This window comes from Xanthomonas sp. BRIP62415, from assembly GCF_003993515.1.
In the GTDB taxonomy this organism is placed as follows: domain Bacteria; phylum Pseudomonadota; class Gammaproteobacteria; order Xanthomonadales; family Xanthomonadaceae; genus Xanthomonas; species Xanthomonas euroxanthea.
The window spans coordinates 16602-42934 of record NZ_QEZH01000042.1 but is presented as its reverse complement, the minus strand read 5'-3'; the positions used below and the strand labels follow the sequence as shown (position 1 = coordinate 42934).

At 63.6% G+C, this 26333-nt stretch carries 8 protein-coding genes and 2 pseudogenes; 2 read left to right on the top strand and 8 right to left on the bottom strand.

Annotation, left to right across the window (positions count from 1 at the left end; all coding sequences use genetic code 11):
* Nucleotides 1-9: 9 nt before the first annotated feature.
* From thrA to EO141_RS21040, 8 genes and pseudogenes are all read right to left on the bottom strand, one after another.
* Complete coding sequence (gene thrA, locus EO141_RS21070; RefSeq protein ID WP_127170212.1) at nt 10-2517, bottom strand: bifunctional aspartate kinase/homoserine dehydrogenase I; 2508 nt, start codon at nt 2515-2517, stop codon at nt 10-12.
* A 93-nt stretch (nt 2518-2610) separates the two neighbouring features.
* Nucleotides 2611-2757 (bottom strand): hypothetical protein, encoded by a 147-nt coding sequence (locus EO141_RS21480; protein WP_164739367.1) that lies wholly within the window; start codon nt 2755-2757, stop codon nt 2611-2613.
* Between the two features lie 432 nt (nt 2758-3189).
* Nucleotides 3190-3711, bottom strand: coding sequence for a TspO/MBR family protein (locus EO141_RS21060; protein WP_256359925.1), 522 nt, complete (start codon nt 3709-3711; stop codon nt 3190-3192).
* A 133-nt stretch (nt 3712-3844) separates the two neighbouring features.
* Nucleotides 3845-4001, bottom strand: a pseudogene (locus EO141_RS21810) (IS3 family transposase); the annotation flags it as partial.
* Nucleotides 3990-4577: pseudogene (locus EO141_RS21910) on the bottom strand (hemagglutinin); the annotation flags it as partial. The pseudogenes EO141_RS21910 and EO141_RS21810, both read right to left, overlap by 12 nt.
* Before the next feature lie 453 nt (nt 4578-5030).
* The gene (locus EO141_RS21050) at nt 5031-5414 is read right to left on the bottom strand and encodes a hypothetical protein (RefSeq protein WP_127170210.1); all 384 of its coding nucleotides are present in this window, start codon (nt 5412-5414) and stop codon (nt 5031-5033) included.
* Nucleotide 5415: 1 nt separating this feature from the next.
* The gene (locus EO141_RS21045) at nt 5416-19980 is read right to left on the bottom strand and encodes a hemagglutinin repeat-containing protein (RefSeq protein ID WP_127170209.1); all 14565 of its coding nucleotides are present in this window, start codon (nt 19978-19980) and stop codon (nt 5416-5418) included.
* 69 nt (nt 19981-20049) lie between these two features.
* The gene (locus EO141_RS21040) at nt 20050-21750 is read right to left on the bottom strand and encodes a ShlB/FhaC/HecB family hemolysin secretion/activation protein (RefSeq protein ID WP_127170208.1); all 1701 of its coding nucleotides are present in this window, start codon (nt 21748-21750) and stop codon (nt 20050-20052) included.
* Nucleotides 21751-22493: 743 nt separating this feature from the next.
* On the opposite strand from EO141_RS21040, the gene EO141_RS21035 reads away from it, so the two are divergent.
* The gene (locus EO141_RS21035; RefSeq protein WP_127170229.1) at nt 22494-24452 is read left to right on the top strand and encodes a tetratricopeptide repeat protein; all 1959 of its coding nucleotides are present in this window, start codon (nt 22494-22496) and stop codon (nt 24450-24452) included.
* Entirely contained in the window at nt 24434-26332 is a 1899-nt protein-coding gene (pgaB, locus tag EO141_RS21030; RefSeq protein ID WP_127170207.1) for a poly-beta-1,6-N-acetyl-D-glucosamine N-deacetylase PgaB, read from the top strand. Before EO141_RS21035 ends, pgaB begins: the two co-directional genes overlap by 19 nt.
* Nucleotide 26333 lies beyond the last annotated feature (1 nt).

Genomic DNA, 26333 nt, shown 5'->3' with positions numbered 1-26333 from the left:
CCGCCTGGTTCACAAGCGTGCCCCCTCGCCCGCCGCCACCCGCAGCAGATCGGCAAACACGCCGGCGGCGGTGACTTCCGGGCCCGCACCGGGCCCCTGCACCACCAACGGATTCTCGCAGTAGCGACGCGTGGTGAACTGCACCACGTTGTCGGTCAGGCGCAGATTGGCGAACGCGTGATCGGCCGGCAGCTCCACCAGGCCCACGCTGGGCGCGCGATCCGGCGGCAGCTGCGCGACATAGCGCAGCACATTGCCGCGTGCACGTGCATCGGCCAGGCGCTGTGCGAAGGTCGCATCCACCTCATGCAGGCGCGCCATGAAATCGTCCACGCTGGCCTGACGCAGTGCTTCGGGCACCAGGCTCTCGACCTGCACGTCCTCCAGGCTGATCTCGCGCCCGGCTTCGCGCGCCAGGATCACCAGCTTGCGCGCCACGTCCACACCGGACAGATCGTCGCGTGGATCCGGTTCGGTATAGCCCATGCCGCGTGCCTGCGTCACCAGTTCGGCGAACGGCACGCTGCCGTCGTATTTGTTGAACAACCAGGCCAGCGTGCCGGAGAAGATGCCTTCGATCGAGGTCACCGTATCGCCGGTATCGACCAGGTCGCGCAGCGTGGTGATCACCGGCAGGCCGGCGCCCACGGTCGCTTCGTAACGAAAGCGCGCGCCGCTGGCATCGGCCGCCGCACGGATCGCCTGATACCGCTGCAACGGACCGGAGCCGGCCTGCTTGTTCGGCGTCACCACGTGGATGCCGGCGGCCAGCCAGTCCGCATAGCGATCGGCCACGTCCGCGCTACCGCTGCAATCGATGATTACCGTATGCGGCAGGTGCGCGGACAACAGATGCGTGGTGAAACGCTCCAGATCGGTCGCGGTGGCTGCGGAGGCGAAGGCATCGCGCCAGTTGCCGACCAGGCCGCGCTCATCGAACAACATGCGGCCGCGCGAAACCACCGCGCGCAGGCGCAGATCCAGGTTGGCCTTGCCCAGCAACTGCGGTTGCGCGATGCGCAACTGGTCCAGCAACGCCGCGCCCACGTTACCCGGGCCAATCACGCCCACCGAGAACGTCTGCGGCGACAGCCAGAAGCCGGCATGCGCCGCGCGCAAGGCCTTGGTCGCATGCGCCGCGTCGATGGCCACCGAGATGTTGCGCTCCGAGGAGCCCTGCGCAATCGCCAGGATATTGACCTGCGCACGCCCCAGCGACTCGAACAGCCGCGCCGCCACACCCGGCTGCCCGGCCATGCCATCGCCCACCGCCGCCAGCACGCTGATGCCGGTGGTCAGTTGCACGCGCTGCACCTGGCCGACCGTGAGTTCATGCGCAAAGGCCTGCAGCAAGGCATTGCGCGCGCGCTCGGACTCGTGCTGCTTGACCACGCAGCAGATCGAATGCTCTGAAGAACCCTGCGAGATCATCACCACCGACACCTGCGCCGTGCGCAGCGCCGCAAACACGCGCTCGGCGGTGCCCGGCACGCCGATCAGGCCGGTGCCTTCCAGGTTGAGAACGGCCAGATCCGGGCTCAGCGTCAGCCCCTTGATCGGCCCGCTCACCGCACTGCTGGCGGTGATGCGTGTACCCGGATGTTCGGGCTGGAAGGTATTGCGGATGATGATCGGCAGGCCGCGCTCGATCGCCGGCGACATGGTCTGCGGATGCACCACCTTCGCACCGAAGTACGCCAGCTCGCAGGCCTCGTCGTAGCTCAGCGTTTCCAGCTGTACCGCTTCGGGCACCACGCGCGGGTCCGCCGACAGCACGCCATCCACATCGGTCCAGATATGCAGCTCATCGGCATCGAACAAGGCCGCGAAGATCGCGCCGGAATAATCGCTACCGTTGCGCCCCAACGTGGTGATGCGGTCGGCGCGGTCGCGCGCCACGAACCCGGTCACCACCACGCGCGTCTGCGGATGAGACTGGCGCCAGGTCGCAAGCCGCTGCGCGCTGACCTCCCAATCCACATCAACGCCGAGTTCGCCGCGGTTGACCACCAGCACATCGCGCGCATCCAGCACCGCGCAATCCTCGCCAAGCGCGCGGAAATGATCGCCGAGCAACTGCGCCGAATACACCTCGCCCAGGCCTTGCACACGATCGAGCACTTCGCGCGGCAGCTCGCCAATCACCGCCAGCGCGCCAAGGATTTGCGACAGATGCTCGAAGCGCTCGTCCAGCCACTCCACTGTCGGCCCGGAATGCTCGCCCAGCAAGGCCACCGCCGCACCGCGATGGCGCGCCCGCGTTTCATGCCAGCGCTCGCGCCACTCGGGGCGATCTTGCGCCGCAAGTTCGGCCAGTTCGATCAACGCATCGGTCACGCCTTTCATCGCCGACACCACGGTGACCTGCACCGACTCGTCGCGTGCCAGCAACAACTGCGCCACATGCCGGTAGCGCTCGGCATCGGCCACCGAGGTGCCGCCGAATTTGTGCACGACGGCGCGCGCAGAGGACGCGAGAACAGCAGCGGGTTCGAGTGAAACAGCAAGCGATGACATCGACAGACCTCGTTGGGGAGGCCCCGTCCGCATCAGATGAGGGAGGAAAGCCCCCGCATCCTGATCCGGGTGCGGGGCCGTGGTTTTCGGAAGTTACGCGAAGACGACGGACCGCACCGGGCGAGTGGTGACGGTGGTAATGGTGGTGCTAATGCCGGCCACGCCCGCAACCGCGCACAACAGCGGCTGGCAAAGAAACGAAATGGTGGCGAAGGCGTTACCCATGACCGCAAAAGACATCAGCGGGGCGAGGCCTGTCAAGCGTTGCGTGAATGGGCATGCGCACGCGCTCGACACCGGCAACAGAAAACCTTGCCGCTCAGGGGCTTAGGTGCCACGCTCGCAAGTAATTGATTGCTATGGAAACTTTTATGGCGGCCTCGGCGGACCGCCGTGCGCAGCTTTGAACACCTGTCAGCGCCGCCCAGGGGGGAAGGCTCGCCCCCCCGGGCATCGTTAGTGCCATCCACGCCTGTGCACCTGTCAGGCAGCGCGGACACGCGAGGCGGCTTAGAGGCCGTCATCCCCTCTGAACACCCTGCCCCCCTCGGCGCTGCCGACATGCCGCTTCCCACGACGGATTGTCGCCGCCCCGTACAGGTGCTCGTCGTCCTGCGTTGCACACCAGGAAATAAGGCAGATCCACCCAACCATTTGCGTAACAACACAAGATCAGCCGAGTACCTGAGGATTGAGTTGCCAGATCGAGAAATTAAGCGCCGCCGCAAAGCTCACCCATGCCAGATATGGCACCAGCAACCACGCCGGCGTCGCCTGCCTCTTCACGAACGCCGTGATCGTAGCCGTCAGCACCAGCCAAAGCGCCACGATGTCCGCGAACGCCCAGGCTCCCATGTGCCATGCGAAGAACAGCCAGCTCCACAGACCATTGAGCGCCAGCTGCACGACGAACAACGTCAACGCCACACGCGCACCAACCCATCCCCCGAGGCGCCATACCAACCATACCGATACCGCCATCATTCCATACAGTACCGTCCACACCGGCCCGAACAACCACGCCGGCGGAGCCCAAATCGGCCGCTGCAGCCCGGCATAAAAGTTGGCCGCCTGAATCGATGCCATCGCGCCCAGCCCTGCGACCGCGTAGCACAGCACCAGCCAGCCCAGAAGGCCGAACCACTGTGATTTTTTTTTGAACGATGCTGCGTCATGAGAGTTGTGGCGAGTTATCAACGTTCGTCAGCCTGCCAGAGCATCCGTGCAAGCCGTGACTACACAAACAAGTGAGTCCGCGCCCAGCTAATGCTCTACGGCGTTGTGCCGTCATGTCTAATCTCCTCGGGGTATGCAGGCTCTCCGCAATTTAATACCAGCCCAAGTTAGAGGTCTGCGGTTGATGCTGACCGCGGAACTCAGTGGGGGTTGAGCCCGACCAAGCTGTCGAGCGGCACCTGTTGCCTGTAGTGGGCCAAACAGCGCTCGGTCTATTCGCGCAACGCGCTTGGAGTCAGGCTGAGGTTATTGCCGGCGATCAATGCCGCGCTGCCATCGGCCTGCACGCGGGTGCCGGTCATCGTCATGTCATTACCGGCGAATAGTTGCAGGGTGTTACTGGCGCTGATGCCGGACAGGATGCCAACGCCGTTGATGGCCTTGGTCGCCACTGACCAGGTTGTTGCCTGCCACCAGTGCAACGTCGCGACCCTGGATCTGGCCCTGGTTGAGCAGGTTGCCTGCGGTGATGCTGACATCGGCGCCTGCGATGACGCCCTGGTTGCTTATGGCGTTGGTGGCGTTGAGCTCGACGTTGCCGCCGGCGATCAAGGCGCCACTGCCACGCAGCTGCAGCGAGTTGGAGGCCAAATACACGACAGGTACCAGCACCTTCTGGCCCCTTGGTAGTCCTGCTCCACCATCCAGACGATGTCCTGCGTCAGCGCGGCCGCCTGCGCGGCGGTGAGGCCCACGCCCATGCTCAGCTGCAGCTGACCTGCGGCGGCCACGCCGGATTCGAGCAAGGCGCGGTACTGCGCCACGCCATCGGCGTAATTGCCCAGATAGCGGCGGCCGGTGAGCTGGGTGATCTGGTCCAGCACCAGGCGCTGCTCATAGAAGCCATCGCCCAGGCGGGTCTGGGTCCACTCCGGGTCAACGCCCAGCTTGTCCAGCAGCAAGTCGCTGCTGATGAAGTTGTCGTAGTTGACGAAGCGCGGATCGGTCTCGATCAGGTAGCGACGGCCGGGGCCATTGCTGCGCCAGGCGTTGATGCCGCCCAGCGCGTTGGCGGCACGGCCCATTGCGGTGAGATCGGTACCGGTGCCGCTGGATAGGCGATACAGCCCGCCAATGGGCAGGCCGCCCTATGCGCCGATGCTGTTAAGCGCGCTGCCGCTAATGCTGCGCCTTGACTGCTGGTCATGCTGGCGGTCAGGGCCGCCCCCTTAATTACCTCCGTCCCGGATGTTGCACAAATCATTGATTGGAAAGAGCTATAGCTGGGAAAACCTCAGCCTCCGCCCCTGATTTTTCAGGTTCGAGGTTCCACCTTACTACTCAACAACAGACCACGTATATTTCTCTAGAGAAGAAAATTCACAAAAATCCAAAAGAGCCATCCTTGCCAAATCATAACTCGCTAAAGAAGAGGATTCGTACTCTCCATATTGCCCACCAACACAAAGTTCAACATTGCTACCTGGCATATCTGACTTCACTTCATAGCTAATATCTTCCGGAGAAACTTTATTGACCAAGAATTTCTCACTTCCGCCACCAATAAAGAGCACCCAACCATCCTCTCTCTTCACACAAAGCAACGTATGCCGTTTACCATTCAATTTCCCAAGCAAATTAACCACACCACTTTGATCCAGACCATAAAACTCATCGTCCACATTATGAACTCCAACTCGATTGTCAAGATAAAATTTCATATTAAGGCCTAATCAATAAAGGACCATCAGGGCCAATAACTGTCAATTCCTTTAAACCCAACTGACGAACCATAGTACGTATCCCACCGTTTTGTCCGCAAGCCTTACATGGCTGCCTATCCACATACATAGTCAAACTCTTACCACTAAAATCTCCACCACTGTTTTTTAGTTGATTCAAAACATCGATTTCCGCATGACTTTTCGATATGTTGTTTACTCCAAAAGTAGGCTGGCCATGCGCATTTATACCATAAATTTCCTTGCCATCCACATTAATCTTTGCAATAGTTGATCTATCCGCGGCCGTACCAGATTCGGGCAAACCCAATTCAGTCCTGAATTTTTCCAGGTCTGAAAAAACGTCACCAATTTCATCAATGACCTGATCAGACGAAATTATTGATCCATTTGGCGACTGAACAACCACTTCACCATCAGAATTCAATAACCGCCTATAGCCTTGCGGCAAGCCGCCTGTTTCATTTGCCATTGCTCCAGCCGAATTGATCCGGCTATATCCCTTAGGTATTTCCGCGCTAGCAGCAGGCTTTAATTGGTTAATATATTCAATTACATCATCAGCCTTAAACGCCGTACCTACTTCCGTTGCAGCCTTTGCAGCGACACCACCCTTCCCTGCATAGAGCTCTGGAACAACGAGCGAGAGAACGTCAACGCTGACCTTGCCACCAATTGCACCCGCCTTGGCTATGTCATAGATATCCCAAGAGCCGTGCGTGTTCGTGTAGGCCGCAAATGCAAGATCCTCTGCATAGCCGCTGATACCAGTTTGTATTGCATTTAACGCGCCCTTTGCGTCGTTAAAGTTCTTCTCGGCAGTAGCTGCGTAACCATTCCCCCACAGGTAGGCTAGTTGATCAATCGATTTTCCGACCTGGCCTGCAGGACTCATACCTTTTGCCAGCTCTGCCACACCGGTAACCATTTCCCAAACCCGGCCGGTAGCACCGACCGTACCTGCTCCCATGCCCAGCGCCGCGCGCAGCGCAGAATCGGCGGTTGCAACTGATAGCGGGATGCTACCGTTCCATGCTGCCGAAGCCAGCGCTTGGTTGCTGCAATCACCTGCCATCGCACACGCAAGCTTGTGGCCAAGATCTGCAGTCGTCACATGGGTGACGAAGTCCTTGGTCAGCGTTCCGTCCTTGCCGGAGTTAAACAGGCCAACCAACTCAGGCACATGACCCGCAAGCCAAGCGGTGTATTCCCCAGCGTGATCGAGCTGATCTTGCATGGCTGCGGCGGCAAGCTGTTTTTGCTCCGCGCATCCGCCGCTGGCTGGATCGCTACACGCACCGCGCAACGCGAGATTGCGTTCTTCCGACAGCGCCTTCAGTTGCTCGGCGCGCTCACACTGGGTGCCAGACTTGGAACAAGCGATCAGAGCCGTGGCATATTCCATCCGCTCTTGATGGCCGAGGTAGTTGTTGGACACCTCATTCAAGGCTGCGCCACCGCCTGCAGCACCACCGGCCGCAGCGCCTAGCGCGCTCGCTGACAACCCTGTCAACGTGGCAGCCACCGCTTTATTGATTCCGGCTTTCTCCAACGCTTCTGCCAGGTACGGTGCCGCCACGGTGCCTGCCGCTGCGCCTAGCGCTCCTTGTGTGCCACCTGTCAGACCACCCACAACCGCATGTGACAGCACACGCAACGTGCCGCCATTGCCCCAATCCTTCATCAACTGATCAGCTTCGGCCCGCTTGCTGTCGTCACCGGTTGCATCTGCTGCCGCATAGAGCTCGGCCGCCTTGTCAACTTTTCCCTGTGCGTAATCGCCAACAAACTTCGTTGCCTGCTGCCCTGCGGTGGCGGTGATCTGCGCTTGCGCGGCAACTTGGTCACGCAGTGCCTGACCATCCCATTGCTTGGTCAAGCCACCTGCGTCATCGCCGCTGATCACACCGCGCTTAAGACCCGCCAATGCATCTGCAGCGGTCTTACCAGACTTGGCGAGTTGCCAAGCCTCGTCGGTGATGAGCAAGCTGCCACCACTGATCCCGCTGGTGGTGGTCGATGTCGCATCGCCACTCTTGCTCCCGATGCCAGCCGCTGTACCGGTGCTTCCAGTCTGGAAGTTCTGCCACGACCAGTTTGCGCCGTTGTTGACTGTCGGCTGGACCTGGTCGGTTTCTCCTTGCTGCTTCTTGTCGCCTGTTCCCTTGCTATATCCGCCCGACAGACTGAACCCTTTGGCGTCGTAACTGCTAGTGTTTTCAATATCGCTATAGGTCAGCGTGCCGGTCTGCAGGCGGTTGACGCCGGCATCCACCGCCGCCTGGGTGCTGGCGATCGCGCCGCCCTTGAGGTCGGTGTTACCACCGACACGGATATTGAAGCCGCCATCGCCGGCCTGGATACCGCTCTGTTCGGTCACGCTGGCAAAGTCGCCACTGACCTTGTTACTGCTATAGCTGGCGCTGGCACTGAACCCTGCGCCAAAGGTCACACTCGCGCCAACACTCTTGTCCTTGCTGTCGTACGTGCTGGTGTCCTGCAGGCTCTCGATGCTCAGATTGCCACCGACATCGGCGATCACCTTGTCCGCCGACAGCTGCGCGCCCTTGAGCGTGGTGTCATTGCCACTAATGACCGTGGCCGTGTTGCCCGCAGCCAGATGACTATTGCTGTAGGTCACGTCTTCGCCATTGGCTTTGCCGCGCGATCCAGCTGCACTGATCATCACGCCAAATGCGGCACCATCCGGGCCGTAAGTGATACCGACACCCAGCGACGCGCTGCTGCTCTTACTGGTACTTTTTTGCTCGGCGGTGTTCTTCGCTGTTTCGATGAGCACATCGTGATCGGCTGCCAGCAGAAGATCATTTCCCGCCTTGATGTCGCTCCCACGAATCAACAAATTACTTTGGTCGCCACCGCCGGTGGCAATCAGGTTGACGTCACCACCTGCCTGTAGCTTGGAGCCTTGTGCGAGACTGGCCGTCTGCGTGCTCTTGCTCTCGCTCTTGCTGCCGCCAATGCTGATGGCAATGCTCAGATTGGCCCCCTGAGCTGCGCCGGCGGCGCTGCCACTGCTCAACGCGCTGCCAGCTTGGCCCAGCGCCTGTCCTGCCCCATATGCACTATAGGCCGCCGATCCGAGCGCAAGTGCTTCCATGCGACTGTCGCCCTTGACCTCCTTGCTGGCCTTGTAGCTGTCATTTGCCGCCTGCGCCAGGCTGATCGCAGCCGAGCTCAGGGTCAGCGACAAACCGCCTTGGCTAAACTTGCTGCGCTGTTCCGCATCACTGTCGTTGTAGACCTCCGTGATCGCGATGTCCTTGCCGGTCGCGGTCAGGTCGCCCTGCAACGCCATGACATCGCTGCCCGTAATCGCCAACTTGTTGCCGGCCACCAGGGTGACGTCACCCTCAAGGCTGCCGACCGTCGTTCCGGTATGCGTGATCTGGTCGATGTCGGCGCCAGTGGTGACCTTTTGCTTACCGAGCGTCACCCCAATACCGCCACTTCCGAACAGACCGGACTTGGTGGTGACTTTGTCATGCTCTTCGCTATGCGTGTTCTGAGCAGTTTCCAAGGTCAGGTTGTTGCCTGCTGCAAGCGTGACGTCGCCAGTGCCAACGATTTGGGTGCCCTTCGACAGCAAATCGTTACCCGCCGCAATCTGCACCGTGTCGCCACTGAGCGTGGTGGTGACCGCCACGTTGTCGTGCCACTCATCATGCGTGGTTGTGGTCTTGCTGGAGAACGTGCCCTTCTTCTTCTTGGTCATGTCCTGCACGGCGTCGTGCTGCTCGCTGGCGGCGAGCAGGTTGACGTCGTTGCCGGCAGCCAGGGTGATGCCTCCTTCCTTGGTAGCGGCAGATGCGGCGGTCAGGGTGATGTCGTTGCCGGCCTGCATCGCCAGATTGCCACCTGCACTGAACTCGGTGCCGTGGACAGTTTCGTCGCTGGTACTGGTGGTCTGCTTGAAGCGCTTGCGCGTTTCCAGCGTGTTGCTGGTAGCCACCGTGGTCAGTGTGCTGGCATTGATGTCGTTGCCGGCGCTGATGCCAAGACCCTTGCCGGCGTCCAGCTTGGCCGCGACCAGATTGACGTCGTTGCCGGCGCTGAGGATGAGGTTGCCGCCGGCAGTGAGCGCCTGCTGGTCGATGCTCTGGGTGGTCGTGGTGGTGGTGACGCGGGTCTTGCCGTTGCGGCTCTTGTAGCTGTTGGTTTCGGTCTCGTTGAGGACGGATTCGACGTTGAGGTTGTTGCCGGCTGCGGCGATGAGATCGCCGCCGGCCTTGACGTCGGCCTGGCGGATGGTCAGGTCGTTGCCGGCGGTCAGTTGCAGGCTGTCGCCGGTGCTGATGTTGGTGCGGGTGGCAACCTTGCCGTCCAGACCGGTGGTCGGGGTCAGCGAGAGGTTATTGCCTGCCTGCAGTGCGGCGCCACCGCCAGCGTTGATGGTCACGCCATGCAGTTGCAGGTCGTTGCCTGCAGACATCACCAGATCCTTCCCGGTGGTCACCGACACCGCATCGCCGCCGCGCAGCAGGCCGTTGTCGTCGCGCAACGCGCTTGGGGTAAGGCTGAGGTTGTTGCCTGCGATCAACGCCGCACTGCCATCAGCCTGCACGCGGGTACCGGTCAGCGTCATGTCGTTGCCGGCGAATAGTTGCAGGGTGTTGCTGGCGCTGATGCCGGACAGAATGCCAACGCCGTTGATGGCCTTGGATGCTTCGCTGACCAGGTTGTTGCCTGCCACCAGCGCCACATCGCGTCCCTGGATCTGGCCCTGGTTGAGCAGGTCGTTGCGCGCTTCCAGGGCCACGCTGCCGGTGCCGCTGATGCGGCCCTGGTTGAGCAGATTGCTTGCGGTGATGCTGACGTCGGCGCCTGCGATGACGCCCTGGTTGCTCATGGCGTTGGTGGCGTTGAGCTCGACGTTGCCGCCGGCGATCAAGGCGCCATTGCCACGCAGCTGCAGCGAGTTGGAGGCCAGATACACGACCGGTACCAGCACCTTCTGGCCTTGGTAGTCCTGCTCCACCATCCAGACGATGTCCTGCGTCAGCGCGGCCGCCTGCGCGGCGGTCAAGCCCACGCCCATGCTCAGCTGCAGCTGACCTGCGGCGGCCACGCCGGATTCGAGCAAGGCGCGGTACTGCGCCACGCCATCGGCGTAATTGCCCAGATAGCGGCGGCCGGTGAGCTGGGTGATCTGGTCCAGCACCAGGCGCTGCTCATAGAAGCCATCGCCCAGGCGGGTCTGGGTCCACTCCGGGTCAACGCCCAGCTTGTCCAGCAGCAAGTCGCTGCTGATGAAGTTGTCGTAGTTGACGAAGCGCGGGTCGGTCTCAATCAGGTAACGGCGGCCGGGGCCATTGCTGCGCCAGGCGTTGATGCCGCCCAGCCCGTTGGCGGCACGGCCCATTGCGATGAGATCGGTACCGGTGCCGCTGGATAGGCGATACAGCCCGCCGATGGGCAGATCGATCTGCGTCAGCGAGGTTTGCCCGCTACCCACAATGTTGGTCACCGGAATGGTGGCCGGATCGACTCGGGTACGGCTGTCGATCGCGCCGGCCGTGACGCCGGTACCGGCAGCGGTGGTCTGCACGTCTGCCTGATCGACGCTGCTGCGTACAAGCCCGCTGTCGTTGGACGCGACAGGTGCGACCGACATCTTGACGATGCCACCCGATGTGGCCAGCGTTGCGTCCTGCGTGTTGGCGCCCACTTGCGCACCGGTGCTACCGACGGTGCCTGTGGCAACACGAATACTGTTCGCGCCGCCATTGGCACGGCCAACCACTGCCTGGCCGCCTACTCCACCGGCGCTTTGCGTGGCGCGACCGGTCAAGCCACCTTGTGCACCAACGCCATTGAGTGAGGCGCCGCTGATGCTGCGACCATCGCTGCCGACGGCGCCGTTGCTGATATTGGCACCGTTGATACTGACGCCTTGGCCGCCGGTCATGCTTGCGCCTAGGGCAATGTAGCTGCTACTGGTCGTCGAAGAACTCAATCGTTGATCTTCTTCCTCGTAGTAGCAAACGACCTTCTGTCCGACCGGCTGCATGCAGTCATTGGTGATCGCGGTGACGATGTGCTCTACATCGCTTTGCCGGACTACCTGATTCAAGGCCAGCGCCTGGTTGAACAGTTGCTCACCACCATTGATCATCGCATCCGAGAGCCCCCCAAGACCCCGCTGATTGGCAGCGAACAGGCCGGCTGCAGCAATGGTCGAGGCATTATTTGTAACGCTGCCCGACAGCAAGATGTTTCCGCCCGCTGCAATTTTCCCCTCCGCGCTTGCGGATGACAGCTGCTCCTGCTGGATCACCTGATAGTTGCGATAAATACCAGGTGCCAGTCCTGTGTAGGGATAAGGCGCCCGCGCGCCCTGCAGATTCCGGATCGCCTTGCCTTCGATGAGCTCGCCGCCGGAGTAAACATCGTCGCTACCGGGATCGGTCGACACACTGGTCGTATTGATCACGCGCCGCCGATTATTCAGCTGGGTGGCCGCAATCAAGATGCTTCCATCCGCCTCGATGCTGCCCGACAGGTTATTCACCACACCCGTACGCGACACCAGCGTGCCGCCGCCATCCTGCGCGCCGCCGATGGCGATGTTGCCCAGGCTGAAGATGCGCGCGTCGCGATTGAGCAGCTGGTCGCGCACGATCAGGCTCATGTTGCCGGTGGAGCCGAGCAAGGCTGAGCCGTAGGCAGCGTTATCGATGGCACCACCGAAGTCGGCGCCATTGACCAGGGTGCCGGTGTTCACCGAGACGTTGCCGCCGACGATGCTGCCGGTGTTGTTGATGCTGTTGGCCACCAGCGACAGTGCGCCATTGCCGGAGATACTGCCGGCATTGTCGATGCTGCTGCCGTTGAGGCGAGTGTCGTTGGACAGGATGCTGGCGCCAGCGCGGTTGGTGATGCTGCCGGCCGTAATGTCCAGGGTGCGCGCAGCCTTAAGCGTGGACTCGTTGACCAGGCTCCCACCAACGCGCAGGTTGAAATTGCCGTTACTGGTCAGGTCCGCGCCGGCGCGATGGGTGTAGTCGCTGCGCAAGGTCAGATCTAGCAGGTTCTGCGCCAGGATGCTGCCGCCACCGTCGAAACCGACGGTATCGATCACCACATCGCCGGACCCACCGGTGATGCTGCCGGCGCCGATCTTGCCGCCCGCATTGTTCAAGTTCTGCAGGGCCAAGCGAACCGATTGCTCGGCCTTGATGGTGCCGTTCTGATTGTCGAGCGTTGCGCCTGCGCGCTGCAGCAGGAAACTGCCGCCGGCATACACATTGCCGCCCTGGTTGTTCAAGCCATTGCTGTTGGCGATCAGGTCGCCGCCGGCGACCAGCTGGCCGCTGTTGTTGGCGATGTTGGCAGCGTCGATGACCACGCTGCCGCGTCCACCGAGATTGCCGCCGCTGTTGGTCAACGCACCGCCGGTGGTGATGCGCGTCAGTCCGCCACCGTTGTTGACAATGCTGCCCTGCGTATTGTCGATCAGCCCACCGGAGGCGGTCAGCGTGTTGCCGGCATCGAGCTGGCCGCCGCTGTTGAGCAACGCGCCGGCGACGGCAACGTTGAGATCGCGGCCCGCGCTGAGCTTGCCGCCCTGGTGATTGTCCAGCTGGCCGCGTGCGGTGATGCTGAGGTCGCGTGCGGCTTGCAGACTGCCGCCGCTGCTGCTGATGTTTTCCGCGGTGATCACTGCGTCGGTGCCGGCACCGATCGTGCCGTTGCCGTTGTCCAGGCCGCGATTGAGTTCCACGCGCAAGCTGCCGCCCGCACCCGCGTTGGCGACTGCCTGCACAATGCCGCCGGCATTGCTGAGGCTGTCGGCGCGCAAGGTCAGCGCGCCACCGCTGGCCTGCAGCAGGCCATTGCGATTGTCGGCCGCGCCGGTGCTTTGCACGTTCAATCCACGTGCAGAGACCGAGCCACTCACGTTATTGAGGCTGGCAACGGTCAGCACCGCATCGCCGGCCGCGGCAATGGCGCCGCCCTGGTTGTTCAACGTACCGCTGGCGCCCAGGCTTAGCTGGCCCTGGGTCAGGATGCGCCCGCTGCTGTTGCCCAGCGCACCGCGGCTGGTGACAGACAGGACGCCGGAGCCGGCGTGTTCGATCCGCCCCTGCGCATTCTCCAGGCTGGCCGCAGTAATGCTCAGATCCTGCGCATTGCTGGCCAGCGAGCCACCGGTGTTGTCGATCGCACCACCAATGCTGACGCGGGTTAGACCATTGCCGCTTTGCACCAATCGCCCGCCGACATTGCTCAGGCTGGCGCCGTCGATGCTCAACTGGTTGGCCTGCATCTGGCCAGCGACGGCGTTGAGACGCCCGTTGTCGATGCTGCCGCCGGCCTGCACGGTGAGCGTGCCGCCAGCGAGCAAATCACCGCCACGATGATCGAGGTTACCGCCGGTGGTCAGTGCAACATTGCCGGTGGCACGTGTGCTGGCACCCGCCAGCTGCAGCTGGCTACCCTGTGCGGTGAGGTTGCCGCCAGCCAGCAATTTGCCAGAGGCGCTGAGCTGGCGATCAGCGATCAGGCTCAGCGTGCGTCCGCTGCCGAGATTGCCGTCTGCGTTGATACCGGCACCCACCGTGCCGGCGATGCTGATCTCACCCGCACGCAGGCTCAAGTCGCCCGAGGCGGTGGTCTGCCCGGCGTTCTCGATGCGTGCGCCCTGCAGACCCACCGTTGTACCGCTCACGGTGCCCTGCTGACGCAGCACTGCATCGCTGGTCAAGGTGACCTGCTGAGCGCCGACTTGGCCGGCAACGCTCAAATCACTCTTCGAGCGCAAGTCCAGCGTGCTGCCCGCACTCAAAGTGCCGCTCTGTGCCAGCGCGCCATCGGCCTGCGCCGAGAAGCCGCCAGCCGATGCGAGGCTGCCACCGAGCTCCAGGTTGCCACGGCTGATCAAGGCGACATCGCCGCGCTCGCTACCCAGCTGGCCGCTGCTGCTGACTTGCGCCGCTTCCACGCGCAAGCCATTGCCGCCGATCAGGTCACCGCGATTGTCCACCGCTCCGGTGGCGATGACACCCAGGCGCTGCAATCCATAGGCCTGGCCGGTTTGACGCAACGCGCCGACACCCAAGGCGAGTTGATTGCCGGCGCGCACGGCACCGGCATTGTCCAGCAAGCCGCCGATGGTGAAGGTAGCGTCGCCCTGCGCGAGCAGCACGCCGCTGGCGGCATTGCTTGCGCCGGCTGCGGTGACGTCCAGGCTCTGACCAGCGACGACTTGCGCTGCATTGGTCAACGCGCCGCCTGCGCTCAGCACCACATTGCGATCGGCTTGCGCCACACCGTCAACCGCCAGGTCGCCGGTGCTGCGTAGATTCAAATCAGTGGCTGCATCGAGTGCGCCACGGCTGTCGATCGCGGCACCATCGAGGCTGATCGCGCCACCGCTCTGCAGCACTGCAGCCTGCCCGGTTGCAATACGCGCGCCACGCAACGTGGCATTGCCTGCAGACACGGCCTGTCCGTTGAAGGTAAGTGTGCGTTGTGCCTGCAGATCCAGTTGCGTTGCCGACTGCAGCGTGCCTGCGGCGGTGAGATCGTGACCGGACTGTAGCGCGATCGATTGCGCCTTCAGCGAGCCGGCCTGCTGCAGATCGCCAACTGCAGTGGCCTGCAGTGTGGTCGCTGCGGCGACAACGCCTTGCAGCGTCATGTCGCCTTGGCTGATCAAGCTGACGTTGGCAGTTTCGCTACCGAGCTGGCCGCTGCCGCGCAAGCTGCCTGCCTCCACCTGCAGCGTCTCTTTGGCAATGAGGTTGCCGCGGTTGTCCAGCGTGCCAGTGACCTTCGCGGTCAGTGCCTTGCCTGCAATCGCAGTACCGCCCTGCTCCATACTGGCGGCGGTGATGCGCAGATCGCCACCGCTCTGCAGGCTGCCGGCGTTCTGCAACGCGCCAGTGGTCAGCGTGACGCTGCCATCGGCGGCCAACACGCCGGCCGCCACGTTGTTGATGTTGCCTGCCTGCACCGACAGATCACGGCCGGCAATCACCTGGCTCGCATTACTGAAGGTGTCGGTTGCGCTCAATACAACATCGCGATTGGCTTGCGCCACGCCTGCGAGCGCAAGTGCTCCCGTGCTGCGCAGGCGCAGGTCCGTGCCGGCATCGAGCGTGCCACGGCTGTCGATTGCCGCACCGTCCAGGCTGATCGCGCCGACGCTTTTCAGCACGGCGTCGCGGCCGGTGGCGATGCTATTGCCGCGCAGGTTGGCATCACTGCCCGCCTGCGCCTGACCGTTCAACGTCAAGCTGCGCTGCGCCTGCAGATCCAATGCAGCCGCGGACTGCAGGGTACCGCCGGCAGTGAGATCGCGGCCAGCCTGCAGCGTCACGGCCTGCGCGTTGAGCGAGCCGGCCTGCAGCAGGTCGCTACCCGCCGTTGCTTGCACGGTGGTCTTCGCAGCCACAACACCCTGCAGATCGATGTTGTTCTGGCTGGTCAGGGTCAGTGCGCCGTTGACCGAACCGAGTTGCCCACTGCTGACGATGTTGTCGGCAGCGATGCTCAGGTCCTTGCCGGACACCAACTGGCCGGCGTTCTCGAATACCCCCGTCGACGCGATCGACACCGCGTCGCCGCTATAAACACGGCCGCGCTGCAGCAGTGTTCCGGTATTCAATGCAAGGCCACGTTCTCCATGCAGGCTGCCATTGTTTTCCAACACCCCAGCGACATCGATGCGCAGGTCGCGTAACGCGCCCAAGGTCGCAGTCGTGGCGTTGCTGACAGTAGCCGCTTCCACACGCAGATCGCGCGCCGCGACGACTTGGGCGCCATTGTTCAATGCACCCGCAGCAGTCAGCGCAACATCGCGCCCCGCTTGCACAATGCCAGCTAGCGCCAGATCACCGGCACTGCGCACATTCAAATCGGTCGCCGCATCGAGCGAACCGCGACTATCGATGGAGCCGCCATCCAGGGTGATGGCGGCTCCACTCTGCAGCACTGCTGCAGCGCCTGTCAGAACCGTTGCGCCGGTGACGGTTGCCTCACCCGTACTCGATGCTTGTCCATTCAGGGCGAGCGTGCGCTGCGCCTGCAGATCCAACGTGGATGCCGATTGCAGAGTGCCATTTGCAGTGAGGTCGCGCCCCGCCTGCAATGCGATCGACTGTGCCTTGAGCGAACCGGCCTGCTGCAAATCGCCGCCAGCAGCCGCACGCAAAGCAGTTGCCGCTGCAACCACACCCTCGAGTTGCAGCGCGTCTCGGCTGTTCAACGTGACATCGGCCCGCTCGCTACCCAACTGCCCACTGCTACGCAGCGCGGCCGCATCGACCTGCAACGCATCCTTGGCGATCAAATTGCCACGATTGGCCAGCGTGCCTGCGATGGCGGCGCGCAACGCCTTGCCTGCAGACGCGCTTCCGCCCTGGTCCATATTTGCTGCGCTGACCTGCAGATCGCCACCGGCCTGCACGCGGCCAGCGTTGTTCAGCAGTGCCGTAGTGGTCAGGCCGATGTTGCCCTCGCCCGCCAACACACCGCTCGTGGTGTTGTCGAGGCTACCTGCCTGCAACGACAGATCGCGGCCTGCAAACACCTGCGCTGCGTTGTTGAGCGCGCCGGTGGCATTCAAAACAACGTCGCGCCCGCCTTGTGCCACACCCGCCAGCGTCAGATCACCTTGGCTGCGGATGTGCAGATCGCTGCCCGCGTCCAGCTTGCCGCTGCTGTCGACGGCCGCGCTGTCCAGCGCGATCACTCCCGTGCTCTGCAACACCGCATCCTGGCTGGTTGCCAGTGTGGCGGCGCGCATCGAAGCATCACCGCCGGCCTGGCCCTGGGCAGCAAATGTCAGGGCACGTTGTGCCTGCAGATCCAGCGTGGACGCCGATTGCAGGTTGCCAGCAGCGGTGAGATCACGCCCGGCGCTCAATGCCAGCGATTGAGCCTTCAACGACCCTGCCTGCTGCAGGTCGCCAGCGGCGCTGGCCTGCAGCGTGGCCGCAGCGGCAACCACGCCTTGCAGCGCGATATCGCCCTGGCTGACCAAGCGAACGCCTGCCGCTTCGCTGCCCAGTTGACCGCTGCTGCGCACGCTGCCGGCATCGATCTGTAGCGCGTTCCTGGCAACCACAGTGCCAGCGCTGTCGAATGACCCGCCCACCATTGCCGAAAGCGTGTTGCCCGAGCTGGCGCTACCGCTTTGCGTGAACGCGCCTGCGGTCAGCTGCAGATCGTTCGCTGCATACAGGCTGCCGGCATTGTCCAATGTGCCAACCGTGCGCACGCGCGCATCGGCATCTGAGGAAAATGCGGCGCCCTGCGCGTTGCGCAATGAGGCTGCGCTTACATCCAGTGCACCGGCGGCGATCACCTTCGCGCGGTTCTCCAGTGCCGCGCCCGCCTGCAATGTGGCTGAGCCGGCGCTCTGCAGGGTGCCGCCCAACGAGAGATCGGCAGCACTGGTGATACGCAGATCGCCACCTGCATCGATGACCCCGGTATGCTCGACCGCGGCGCCGCGCAATTGCACCGCGCCATCGCCGCGGACCTGACCACGCTGACGCAGCGCGCCGTTCGCCTGCAAATCGATCGTACCTGTCGAACCCACCATGGCATCGCTGACGAGCTCACCGCCTGCGGCGATCACCAACCCACCGCCGGTGGTCTGCAGGGTGCCGGAGAGTGCGGTATCGCCGCCGCTACGAAGATTCACGCTACCGGCGTTGACGATGCCCGAGACCTGCGCGTCCGCTGCGGCGTCCAGACCCAGGGTGGTACCTGCCACGGTGTTGCCGCTCAGCGCCAAACCGCCGCGGCTGCGCAGCAACGTCTCCCCACGCTGGCTGCCGATATCGCCACGACTGTCCAGCTGGGCCGCGTCGATGGTCAGCCCATTGCCAGCAACGAACGTGCCGCTATTGACCAGGCCACCGGCAACCGCCGCCTGCGCATCGCGTGCGGCCGCCAGACTGCCCGTCGTGGTGGCAGTCGCTGCCTGGAGACGCAGATCGCGGCCGGCGTAGCCGCTACCGGCATTGTTCAACGCACCTGCACTGCGCAACTCCAGATCGCCACCCGCAGACACTGCGCCGCGCTGTGCGATGTCGATACTCGCCGCATCGAGCACAACTGCATCCGCTGCAATCAGCTGACCCTGCAGTTCCAGCCGACCGCCGGCTTGCACATCGGCACCCTGCCCGGCCTGCGCCAATCCACCCAGGCGCACGTCGCCGCTGCTGTTCACGCGCAAGGCGGTAGCCGCGTCCAGGGTGCCCAGTGCATCGATCGCATCTGCATTCAGCCCGATCGCGCCGCTCTGCAGCGTGCCGGTCAGGCCGATCTGCCCCGCGCGCAGAGTTGCAGCAGTTGCCGCATAGGCCACACCGTTGCTACGCAACACACCGTCGGCGCCCAGATCCAGCGTACCAGTTGTATGCAGGCTGCCATCGGCATTCAATTCCGAACCGAACAGACGGATGGCCCCGGCACTGCTGCGGCCGCTGTGGCTCAAGGTGCCACTGGCTTGTGCATCCAGGGTACCGGCGGCGACCAGATCGCCTGCCAGGGTCATGCGCGCGCCGCGCAGACGCACATCGCCTTGCTGCGAGCCGAGCACGCCGCGCTGGTCGAGATCACCGGCGGCACGCACATCCATTCCATCGCGCGCCACCGTGGTCCCGCTCAGGCTCACCTGGCCCGCGCTGTCGATCTGCAGATCGCCACTCTGCGCCGCCAGGGTGCCGCGACTCACCACGCCGACACCGGCTTCGGTCGCAATCAGGCGGATACGGTCGGCATACATGCCGCCCAGCTGCGCCACGTCGATACCGATCGACGGGGCCGCGCCATCGGTGCCCGGCATCACGTCCAGCAGCATGCCGTCATAGTTGACCCGCCCTGCACCCGCGGCGGCGACCAGTTCCCTGGTCCAGATCGAGCCCTCCACGCTGAGCTGGCGCGACAGCAGGTCCAGGCGATCCACATTGAACGCATCCAGGCCGTTACTGCCAATGCTCAGCGCACCGCCGGTGATGCTGAAGCCATTCAACGCACCGTCGCTGCCCAGGTTGGGCGTGCCGGTGGTCAAGGTCACGCGCGAGGTGTTGAGAAATCCACAGCCGTCGCAGGAAATGCCGTTGGGGTTGGCGATCACCAACTGCGCCTTGGCACCGGCGATTTCGGTATAGCCCTGCAGGCGGCTGCTGGCCGAGGTGACTTCGTTGAGGATCAGCGAGGCGGCACCGCTGCGTTGCAGATTGTCATTGCCGGCGACATAGCCGCCCAGCTCGGTCTTGGAGATCTGCGCGCTGTTGTTGAGGATCAACCCGTTCGGGCCGACGTTGAAATTGCTGTAGCGGTTATGCGAGATGCCGCGCGCATTGGGCGCGACGATGTCCACCACCGGCACGCCATTGGCGGCGACCTGTTGACCGGGTGTCTGCCCGCCGGGATTTGGCGTTGGCGCCACCTGTGCCCACGCCGGAAACGATGTCCAGGTGACCGTGCAGCACAGCAGCAACGCAAGCGCGCGCTTGCTTTGTTCGGCCAGGTAAGCACGTACGCTCATCGCTTCGGTGTCCATCGTTTCTCTCTCGCCACTGGTCGGCGTCATCAATCAACAGCGCGCTGCCGGCTGGCGGCGCGATCCATGTCAGAACTGGTAGATCACACGCGCGCCATATGCCGGCTGCGCGCTTCCAAACCCATCCGGGCGATGGATTGCCCAGCCTGCAAATGCATCGATGCTGGCGCCGAACCAACCGCCGCGCAGACCCACCGCACCGCCCACCAGGCTGCGCCCGCGCAGGCCGCTGGCACTGGTGCCATCGATGTGGCCGGCATCCAGGCCCAGGTACGGTGTCAGCCCGATCTGCTGGATCGGAAAACTCAAGGTGTTGCGCCAGTACGCGCCTTTTTCCGCGCCCAGGGTCGCTTCGCCATCGAAGCCGCGCACGCTGTAGCGGCCCCCGATGGTGACGAACTCCGAGCCAAGCAACAGCTCGCCTGCGGTTTGCGCACGCAGGCTGCTCTCCCACGCCATCGGCACCGGGCCCAGCTTGAACGGCATGGCGGTACTCACGTCCAGCGTGGTCACGCCATAACGGAATGTCGGGAACCCGATCTGCGGGTCGTAACCAGTCCACTGGCTGTTGAACCACGGCGTGCCGCGCCGATGCGCGATGCGCACGTCCAGCTGCATCGCGCCCAGATAGCGGCGGTGAGTGAAGTAAAACTCCGCGCTGCTGGTATCGCGACGCTGGATGCCGATCTCCACGCCATCCAGATAGCTGCGCGCACGCCGCCGGCCAACCGTGACACCGGCGGAGGTCTTGCTGGTGCCATTGCGGTGCAACACGCGCTGGATATCCAGCTGCGCGTTGCTGGATTCGCCGCTGGACTGGAAGGTCTGCAAAAATCCGTCCACGCGCTGGTGATAGCGGTATGACGAGGCCGACAACGCAAACGTCCACCAGCCCCACGGCAGGTTGTAACTGAGACTGTTGCCACGCGTGCCGCGCTCTTCGTCGCGCGTGGCCAGGTCATGGCTGTAGCCGACGCTGAGCAGATCGTTGAGGCCCAGCGGGTTATCCAGCGAAACATCCAGCCCGCCTTGCACGCGGCCGGTAGCGTCCACGCCCGAGTCGTCGGCATTGGCCACGCCACGCCAGCGCCGACCGTGCTGCAAGGTGATGACCAGATCCGACTCGCCCGGTGCCTCGCCCGGCGCGATGTCGATCTTGGCGTCCTGCGATGGCAGTCGCTTGAACTGCTCCACCGCCTGCTCGATCGCACGCAGGTCCAGCAGATCGCCGTGCCGTAGCGGCAGCGCGCTCTTCCAATGTTCGCCGCCGGTGTCGGAAACCAGGCGCACCGCACGCAAGCGGCCGGGCATCAATTCGAAACGCAGTTCGCCGCGCGAAAGATCCTGTTCGGGCACGCCGATGCGCGTGGTGACCAGGCCACGCGCGACCAGCTGATCCAGGGCGCGACGGCGGATGATGTCGATACCGGCGCGACCGATGCAGCGGCCTTCATAGCGACGCAGCGCCTTCCACAACCACGCAAAGCGCGCGCCGTCGTTCCCTGCACCGGACAGGCGCACGCGGGCGATCGGAAAACACAGCTTCTCCTCGGGCAACACGGTGCTGCGCGCATCCAGGCGCTCGGCATCCTCGCGCGGGCCGGCGAAAGGTGCTTGTCGCTCCTGTTCCTGACGCCGCTGAATCTCCTCGGCCTGGCGCAATTGCTCCTGGCGATCCAGCGTTGTCGGTGCTGTTTGTTGTGCAGCCGCCAGCCCGGCGACAGCCCATAGGCAAGCCGCCAGCGCCGTTGACGCCGAACGCATCCACATCTGTCCTGCCCCCTGATACGGCGGGCCATGCCTTGGCACGCCGTCGCCTACACCGCCATGCCTGGCCACCAAAACGGCGCCGTAGTTCTTCAGCACAACGAATTCGGCGCAACTGTGACGGAACGTTAAAAATCGGTCAACGCGCCGTGTAGGGATCACCCTGTAAGAAAAACCCGACTCGCCCGATTATGTGATGAAAATCACATAAAATGGGCCCAGAAGCCCTACTTCTCCGTTTGCCTAGCCAATTACGTCGAGCCTAGTTCCGGATACGTCCGACATCTCAGCGCTAAAGTAGAAGTGAGGCGATAACTTTTACTGCCATATCGAATTACCTTCCAACGTCGAAATTCGATGGGTTCTAGGCAGGGCCGTATTTCAGTAAACAGGCTCGACAGTTCCAGTGGAGGTCTCACAAGTCCGGTCGACTAACCCGTACTCGGTTAAATTGAGACGCAATTCTCATTTCAAACGAGCTCATCCGATGAAGGTCGCGTCAATTTCTTGACGACGTAGACTTTACATAGGCATACGCAGTATCGCCGGTCGTCATACGCCCGGATCGCTAATGCACTGCCTCCTCCCCCAGCTCTTGCAACCACGTGCGTCGCGGTTGTCCTGACCGCACGGGCGCACTCACTCCTCTGCTCAGCCTCGCTTTGATTGCCGCAGGTGTGCCCCAGGCGCACGGTGGTGAAGTGCGGCCGGACGGGGTGACTGACGCCTCCACCGCCCTCACTCCCATGCAGCAGGCTGAGCAATTGCGCGGCCAGCAACGCCATGCGGATGCCTTGGCCATCTACGAGCGTGTACTGCGTGCGAACCCACGGGATCGTGGCGCCTACACCATGCGCGCGATCACGCTCAGCGACCTCGGCAGTGCACAGCTTGCGGCAGAGGCCGTATGGCGGCATCCGGACTGGTTCTCGCAGCAGGAGCGCGAGCGCATCGAAAACGACCGCGTCGCCCGCATGATCGGGTGGGCCAGCGCCGAGCCCATCGATGCCGTGCACCGCTACGCGGAGACCGATCAGGCCCTGGTCAACATCGCCCGCATCGAACGCGAATCACCGCCGAAGTCGAGGTGGGAAGCCACGCGGCTGCGTGTCGATAGCCTGGCCGCACTCAACCAGCGTCAGCGCCATCGCGACGTGGTGGCCAGCTACCAGGCCTTGAAAGCAGAAGGCATCGACGTTCCCGCGTATGTGCTGCCGACGGTCGGCGATTCGCTGATGGGCCTGCGCCGCCCGGCCGAGGCCGAGGCCGTGCTGCGGCAAGCCTTGCAGCACACCCCGGACGACTTCAATACACAACTGTTGCTGGGCTACGCCCTGCTGGAGCAGGAACGCTTCGATCTGGCGATGCCACTGTTCGAAACGCTCGCGGCCACGCAGGCGCCCTGGCCGCGCCGCAACGGTGCGAACAGCGGCTACGAAAACTGGGATCGCTTCAGCGCAGACATCGCCCTGGCCACCGCGCGCTCTGCCGCCAATGACAATCGCGGCGCGGACCGCCTGCTGCGCGAGCGCGTGGCCATCGGCCCCGACAACGCGGAACTGCAGGCGGCACTGGCCTCGATCGAATTCCGTCGCGGGCACCCCGGCAAAGCGCTGCAGCGTCACGCGATGGCATTGACGCTGGATCCGCATCAAAAGCAGGCGCGCAGTGGCGTGGTCGAGGCGCAGCGCGATCTGGATCGCCTGGACCTGGCCGATGCGACATTTGCCCCGTTGCGCAAGGAATATCCGGATGACGCCGGCCTGCAACGGCTTGGCGCTTCGCTGGAACGTCAACGCGGCTGGCAGGTGCATCTGAGCCATGCGCGCGGGCGCAGCGACAACGACACCTTGACCAACAGCACCTCGCCGCTGGGCAACGACTTCGGTAGTACGTTGCTGGAAGCCGAATCGCCATTTCTTGGCGAAGGCTGGCGTGTGGGTTTGCGTGCACGCGATGACTGGGCCGATTTCCAGGACACGCGTGTGCGCTTTCGCAGCTTCTGGCTGGGAACGCACTATCACTACGACCGCCTGGATGTCAGTGCCTACGGCGGACGGGCGCTCGACAACTTCGATCGCGATGGCACCGCCTGGGCACTGGATGCCGGCTGGCGGTTTTCCGATGCCTGGTACGGCAGCGTCGCCTGGCGCACGCGCGATCCGGAAGCCTCATTGCAGGCCCGCCGCTTCGGCATCACCGGCGACAGCATCGGCGCGGCCCTGCGCTGGACACCCAACGACGAAAGCCGTTGGGAACTGCAGGCACGCCAATTGCGTTACAGCGACGGCAATCGGCGCGATCAACTCGATCTTTCGGGCAGCCAACGCCTGTGGGCCAGCCCGCATGTGCTGCTGGATGGCCTGTTCGCCGCTTCGGCCGGACGCGCCGAAGACGAGCGCGCCGTCAATTACTTCAATCCGCGCCGCAACTCTGCGGTGGCCGCCGGCGTGCGCATCGATCAGATCGGCTGGCGTCGCTACGACTACGCCTTCCGGCAGCGGCTGGAGGTCACGGTCGGGCCGACCTATCAGTCCGGCTTCGGCAGTCAGTGGGTGCCCGGCGCGGCCTACCGGCACCTGTGGTCGCTGGGCGACGGCAGTGCGCTGAGCTACGGCGTGAGCTGGTCGCGCCCGGTCTACGACGGCCAGCGCGAACAACAACTTGGATTCGACCTGGATTTCCGATGGGGAGGTACGCCTTGATCCGCCTGCCGCTGCTGCTGGTCGCCTTGCTGCTGATGACGTTCGCGTCGTCGGCGCAGGCGGGCCTGCTGGTGCTCAGCTACCACGATGTTCGCGACGATGTCGCCGCCAAGGGCGATCCCGATCGTTATGCGGTGTCCACCAGCAACTTCGCCGCACATCTGGACTGGCTGCGCTCGCACGCCTATCACCCGGTGAGCGTGCAGCAGGTGCTGGATGCACGTGCCGGCAAGCATGCCCTGCCCTCCAGGCCGGTGTTGCTGACCTTCGACGACGGCTTGCGCAGCGTCTACACGCGCGTGTTCCCGTTATTGCAGGCCTACGGCTATCCCGCGCTGGTCGCACCCGTCACCAGCTGGGTCGAATTGCCCGCCGGCCAGGTGGTGCCCTACGGCCATCGCGATTTCACCCACGAGGATTTCGTCACCTGGGCGCAGCTGCGCGAGATGCAGGACAGCGGCCTGGTCGAAATCGGCTCGCACAGCGACGATCTGCACAAGGGCATCGCGGGCAACCCGTTCGGCAATCAGACCCCGGCGGCGGTCACCCGGCGCTGGGATGCAGGCAAGGGCTACGAAAGCGAAGCGGAGTATCGCCAGCGCATCCAGACCGATCTGCGCCATAGCCGCGACGCCATCGTGGCGCATCTGGGCACACCACCGCGCGCCATGGTGTGGCCGTATGCCGCCTACAACCGCGCCAGCAACGCCATTGCCGCGCAACTGGGCATGACGCTGAGCTTCGACCTGGAAGGCCGCTCGCACGAAGCCGATATCGGCCAGCAGGGCCGCGACCGCGTGGACGGGCAATCGCTGGCCAGCCTCGGCCGCCTGTTGCTGTTCAACAATCCCGATGTGCGCGACCTGGCCGGCGAACTGCGACGCGATCTGTCGCGCGATGGCCTGCGCGCGATCCAGATCGATCTGGACTACGTCTACGACCCGGACCCGGCGCAGCTGGCACGCAACCTGGACATCCTGGTCCAGCGGGTCAAGGACATCGGCCCCAGCCATGTGTTCCTGCAGGCCTTCGCCGACCCGGACGGCGATGGCGCCGCCGATGCGTTGTATTTCCCCAACCGTCATCTGCCGATGCGTGCGGACCTGTTCGGGCGTGTGGCCTGGCAGCTGCGTACCCGTGCCGGCGTGCGCGTGTTCGCCTGGCTGCCGGTGCTGGGCTTCCATCTGCCCGATGCACAGCAGCAGGCCGCGCTGCAGATTCGCGGCAACGACCCGAAGGATGTGCCGCGCCTGGATCCGGGCAATCCGCGCACGCATCAGCTGGTCGCCGACATCTACGAAGACCTGGCCGCCAACACCTACTTCGAAGGCCTGCTGTTCCATGACGATGCCTATCTGCGCGACGACGAAGTGCCTGCCTACGGCAATGGCGACCCGACCAGGCGCACGCAGCAGCTGATCGGCTTCACCCAGGAGTTGAAGGCGGCCGCCGAACGCTGGCGACCCAAACTGGTGACGGTGCGCAACCTGTTCGCGCAGCCAGTGCTGGAGCCGCACAGCGAAGCCTGGTTTGCGCAGCGCCTGGACGCCTTTGCTTCGGCCTACGACTACACCGCGCTGATGGCGATGCCGTACATGGAGCAGGCCAACGATCCGCAGCAGTGGCTGCAGCAGCTGGCACAGCGTGTTGGCCAGCAGCCGCATGGTTTGGAGAACACCATTTTCGAACTGCAGACCGTGGATTGGCGCACCGGCAAGCCATTGCCTGACGGTGTGCTGCTCGCACACAGCAAGTTGCTCCTGGCTGCGGGCGTGCGCCACCTGGCGTACTACCCCGACGACTTCATCGGCGGCCACCCGTCTCTTCCCGAAGCGCGCGAGGCCATGTCGGCTCGGCAATTCCCATATATCGAGCGGTAAC

Bases quoted from the DNA above. Each gene is read 5' to 3' on its own strand.
- thrA (WP_127170212.1), bottom strand. From the start codon at position 2,517: ATGTCATCGCTTGCTGTTTCACTCGAACCCGCTGCTGTTCTCGCGTCC.
- EO141_RS21480 (WP_164739367.1), bottom strand. From the start codon at position 2,757: ATGTCTTTTGCGGTCATGGGTAACGCCTTCGCCACCATTTCGTTTCTT.
- EO141_RS21050 (WP_127170210.1), bottom strand. From the start codon at position 5,414: ATGAAATTTTATCTTGACAATCGAGTTGGAGTTCATAATGTGGACGAT.
- EO141_RS21045 (WP_127170209.1), bottom strand. From the start codon at position 19,980: ATGGACACCGAAGCGATGAGCGTACGTGCTTACCTGGCCGAACAAAGC.
- EO141_RS21040 (WP_127170208.1), bottom strand. From the start codon at position 21,750: ATGTGGATGCGTTCGGCGTCAACGGCGCTGGCGGCTTGCCTATGGGCT.
- EO141_RS21035 (WP_127170229.1), top strand. From the start codon at position 22,494: ATGCAGCAGGCTGAGCAATTGCGCGGCCAGCAACGCCATGCGGATGCC.
- pgaB (WP_127170207.1), top strand. From the start codon at position 24,434: ATGGGGAGGTACGCCTTGATCCGCCTGCCGCTGCTGCTGGTCGCCTTG.